Annotated in this window: 5 protein-coding genes; 2 read left to right on the top strand and 3 right to left on the bottom strand. The window is 44.7% G+C overall.

Going from position 1 to position 3436, the window contains the following annotated elements; translation table 11 throughout:
• On the bottom strand, positions 1-1415 hold a 1415-nt coding region (locus AB4653_RS22285), incomplete at its 3' end, for an amidohydrolase (RefSeq protein WP_372105366.1).
• Positions 1416-1737: 322 nt separating this feature from the next.
• Here AB4653_RS22285 and AB4653_RS22280 point away from each other — a divergent pair.
• A complete protein-coding gene (locus AB4653_RS22280; protein ID WP_009847187.1) occupies positions 1738-2256 on the top strand; it encodes a lipocalin family protein in 519 nt (172 codons plus the stop codon).
• A gap of 98 nt (positions 2257-2354) precedes the next feature.
• Here AB4653_RS22280 and AB4653_RS22275 read toward each other — a convergent pair whose 3' ends face one another.
• Both AB4653_RS22275 and AB4653_RS22270 read right to left on the bottom strand, forming a co-directional pair.
• Positions 2355-2729: a hypothetical protein gene (locus tag AB4653_RS22275; RefSeq protein WP_009847186.1), complete on the bottom strand. Its 375-nt coding sequence runs from the start codon at positions 2727-2729 to the stop codon at positions 2355-2357.
• 70 nt (positions 2730-2799) lie between these two features.
• On the bottom strand, positions 2800-3105 hold the full coding sequence (locus AB4653_RS22270; protein ID WP_012604433.1) for a monooxygenase: 306 nt from the start codon (positions 3103-3105) through the stop codon (positions 2800-2802).
• 156 nt (positions 3106-3261) lie between these two features.
• On the opposite strand from AB4653_RS22270, the gene AB4653_RS22265 reads away from it, so the two are divergent.
• The coding region (locus tag AB4653_RS22265) for a LysR family transcriptional regulator (protein WP_372105367.1) at positions 3262-3436 on the top strand (175 nt) is incomplete at its 3' end.

The raw sequence follows: 3436 nt of genomic DNA, 5'->3' as shown, positions 1-3436 counted from the left end.
CTGCTCAAGGTGATATTGGCATCAGTCTTAAGTATCGCGTCTAGGTTCATCATGGCTTTGGCACGGCGAGCACCAAGGAAGGCTTCAGCCCATTGGTGTTGATGCTTGGCTACATAATCGGAACCGACTTGGAAATCCGCCGAGACATTGAGTTGCTTAAAGCGGGGAACGTCTTCATCATTGATCAGCTCTACGTGGGTTAAGGTATAAGGTTTTTTCGAGCCTTGTTTACGCACGCTTTCAATCGCATCTAGTGATTCACGAACGGCACCATCACCAATCGCATGAATGTGCGCACTAAAACCGATTTTATCTAGCGCGGTTAGCCACTCTTTCATCTGTGCTGGTGGAATGTAGTTTAGGCCATTGGGAGACTGTGGCAGATAGGTATCTAAATAGGGCGCGAGTGTTTTTGCTGTACCATTAATGAAGATGCCATCGCTGTACATTTTTACCTGATCGACGAGCAACAGACGGCTTTTATCATCTGAATACATCTTCTCGAAGACTTCTAATTGCGAGGGTATCGCCATTGATGGGTAAACCCAAGGGCGTAATGACACGCGAGCCGTCAAATCTTGGTTTTGCTCCGCTTCTAGCCAAACGTCATACCAGCCTCGTTTCCAATACATCCGGCCGTCACCGATGGTGGTAATGCCGTGCGCAGCGGCTTCTTCAAGACCGAACATTAACCCTTGGTAGCTTTGTTCAAAGAGCTCGCTTTGGCTGTTCCACGCCATCTCCATAATTTGGTCGCCAGCGTTATCTAATAAGATGCCATTGAGCTTGCCGCTGTCTTGGTCTTTTAAATATGCGCCACCTTGTGGATCAGGTGATTGTTGGCTGATTCGAGCGATCTTCAGGGCTTTAGAGTTGACCCACATCGAGTGAGAGGTTTGCTCCATAAGCACCACGGGACGATCAGGGAAGATGCTGTCGATGATCTCAAGTGGTGTGTATTCAGAGTCGCTGTCGAGTGTCGACTCAAGAGAAAAGCCATAACCCATCAGCCAGCCTCGACCATTGGTTTCGGCATTGATTTTACACGCTTCTAAGTAAGGGATTTGCTCTTCTAATGTGGCTTCAGAGTCTAGTTCGCAATTGCCACCCAGCTCTGAGGCGGCTTCAAACACATGGTTATGATTATCAATGAACCCCGGCAAAACAAAGGCATTCTCCAAGTCGATGACATCGGTACTCTGACCTTGAAAAGATTGCGCCTGAGCGTGGTCACCGATGAAGATGATCTTGCCTTTATGGGTAACGATCGAGTCTGACTCGCGATGCCCATATATGTCGGCATTGGTAAAGATCTGGTCTGCGGTTAGGCTTTGAGAAAAAGCCGATGGCACAGAGACTAGGCTAGCGAATAATGCAATCCATGCAGTGCGTGGCAAAGTGAGCTTATTGTTCATTGTTATTTATTCCATGTTCCACTGTTTAGTAAGTATAGAAAGCGAGAGGTAAGAATCATATCGCGGATTTTTAATAATAAAGTGTCCATAGTTGCTCTCCTGATTAAGTTAACTTGCCGTATATTTTGCGGTGACTCCGACTCAATATCGAACATCAATGAAACACCATTGATTCATTCGCAGACTAAACAATTCACATAAGATTCTGAATAAATTACAGTTAGGTGAACTTTAAAAATGGATTTAACGTATTACCAAGGATGTAAGTTTATGTTTTCACAAGGCTTACTCGCATTACTAATAAAAACAAGCCGAGGTTAGGATGAAAAAAATATTATTGCTGCTTAGTGTGATTCTATTGGGTGGTTGCGTGGGCATGCCTGAAACAGTAAAGCCCGTTCAACAGTTTGAATTGGATAGATACTTGGGCAAATGGTACGAAGTGGCTCGTTTAGACCACTCGTTTGAGCGTGGCTTAGATAACATCAGTGCCGAATATAGCTTGCGTGATGATGGTGGCGTTAAGGTGATTAACCGCGGCTATTCGGCGGAAGATGGCGAATGGAACGAAGCGGAAGGTAAGGCGTACTTTGTCGAAGGCAGCGATCAGGGTTATCTAAAAGTGTCGTTCTTTGGCCCCTTCTACGGAGCTTATGTGGTGTTTGAGTTGGACAAAGAGAACTACCAGTACGCGTTTGTTTCGGGCCCAGATACCGACTACTTGTGGTTACTTTCAAGAACACCAGAGGTTGCACCAGGAGTGATGGAGAAGTTCAAAGCGATGTCTAAAGAGCGTGGCTTCAATACTGATGAATTGATTTACGTTGAGCACGGTAAATAAGCTGAGCGCGCTAGGTTAACGACAGTTGATTGAGAAAAAGGAACAGATGATGAGTGCATCTGTTCCTTTTTTATTGGTTTGGTTTGGTTTTGTATGAACTAGCCTTGTCGACGAACCTGCAACACGCTGAGCACCGATAGTGAAAGGAAGAACGCCGGATCACTCCAGCCGAAGCCAACAAATATTCCTGTAAATGCCGCATACAATGTGATGATGGCGCCGAGCATATTTGTAACCACCAAGCCTTGGATGAGCTTTTTAGCGGACAAGCCAGGTTCAATGTCTCTAAGCAGCCAGCTTATTGCAGCGATACCACCCAAAAATATACTGGTGTGTTGAGAGAGAAAGTACGCGTACTTATCATTGATCTCTACGCCGTACATGGGCCACATTACCGTTGGGATAAAAAACAGTGCGATGGCAAACCCTGCGTAAATAATGCCGTGTAGGCTAAGAAAAGTTTTGTTGTTCATTACGTATCTCTCTATTTATTACTTAGCTATTCAGTATCTTTGTTGTCATTCAGCGAATGAACAAGTTTGATTAACCGTTGATTGGGCCTTTATTAATGGTAGTTAATGGCTGATTGACGTCAAAAATCACACCACGCACTTCTTCAACACCCATCTCTTTTAAGCGAGCGCTATGCATCGCTAGGTAAGCCTCTGCACTGAGTTGGTCTTCAAAAAGATAGACACCACCGCCCAGTCTTTCAGCTTCGTTTTCTGTCCAGATTTTCCAGATCATACCCGGTTCGTTGTTAATAGACTTTGCTAGGTCAACGAGTGCGTTTGACATCTCTTCACCAAATGGGCCGCTAAATTCAAAATCGACTTGTAATAATTTCATGGTTATTTCTCCAAACAGTTACTTGGTATTGCGCTGAGACTCATGGTCATTTCGCAAAACATAGGAGGCTTGATTGCCTGTTGAAATAGATATTACCTGTAAAAAACAGACAAAAAAGTTCATAATATAGTTACTAACTGTCAGGATTTTAGACCGATGAGATTGAAAACCACCCTCGACCAATGGCAAACCCTTTACGAGATTGACCGCGCAGGCAGTATTCAGGCAGCGGCACTGCAATTGAACAAGAGCCATACCACGCTGATTTATGCGCTGAGAAAATTGGAGGACCAATTAGGCGTGACTTTAGTGCAGGTTGAAGGTCGTAGGG

The sequence above is a fragment of the Vibrio sp. 10N.222.48.A3 genome (genome assembly GCF_041475345.1).
GTDB lineage: Bacteria > Pseudomonadota > Gammaproteobacteria > Enterobacterales > Vibrionaceae > Vibrio > Vibrio tasmaniensis_A.
This window is presented reverse-complemented; position numbering and strand designations above follow the sequence as displayed.

What these genes read in the sequence shown, in the direction of transcription:
- AB4653_RS22280 (WP_009847187.1), top strand. Translation starts at nt 1,738, where the DNA reads ATGAAAAAAATATTATTGCTGCTTAGTGTGATTCTATTGGGTGGTTGC.
- AB4653_RS22270 (WP_012604433.1), bottom strand. Translation starts at nt 3,105, where the DNA reads ATGAAATTATTACAAGTCGATTTTGAATTTAGCGGCCCATTTGGTGAA.
- AB4653_RS22275 (WP_009847186.1), bottom strand. Translation starts at nt 2,729, where the DNA reads ATGAACAACAAAACTTTTCTTAGCCTACACGGCATTATTTACGCAGGG.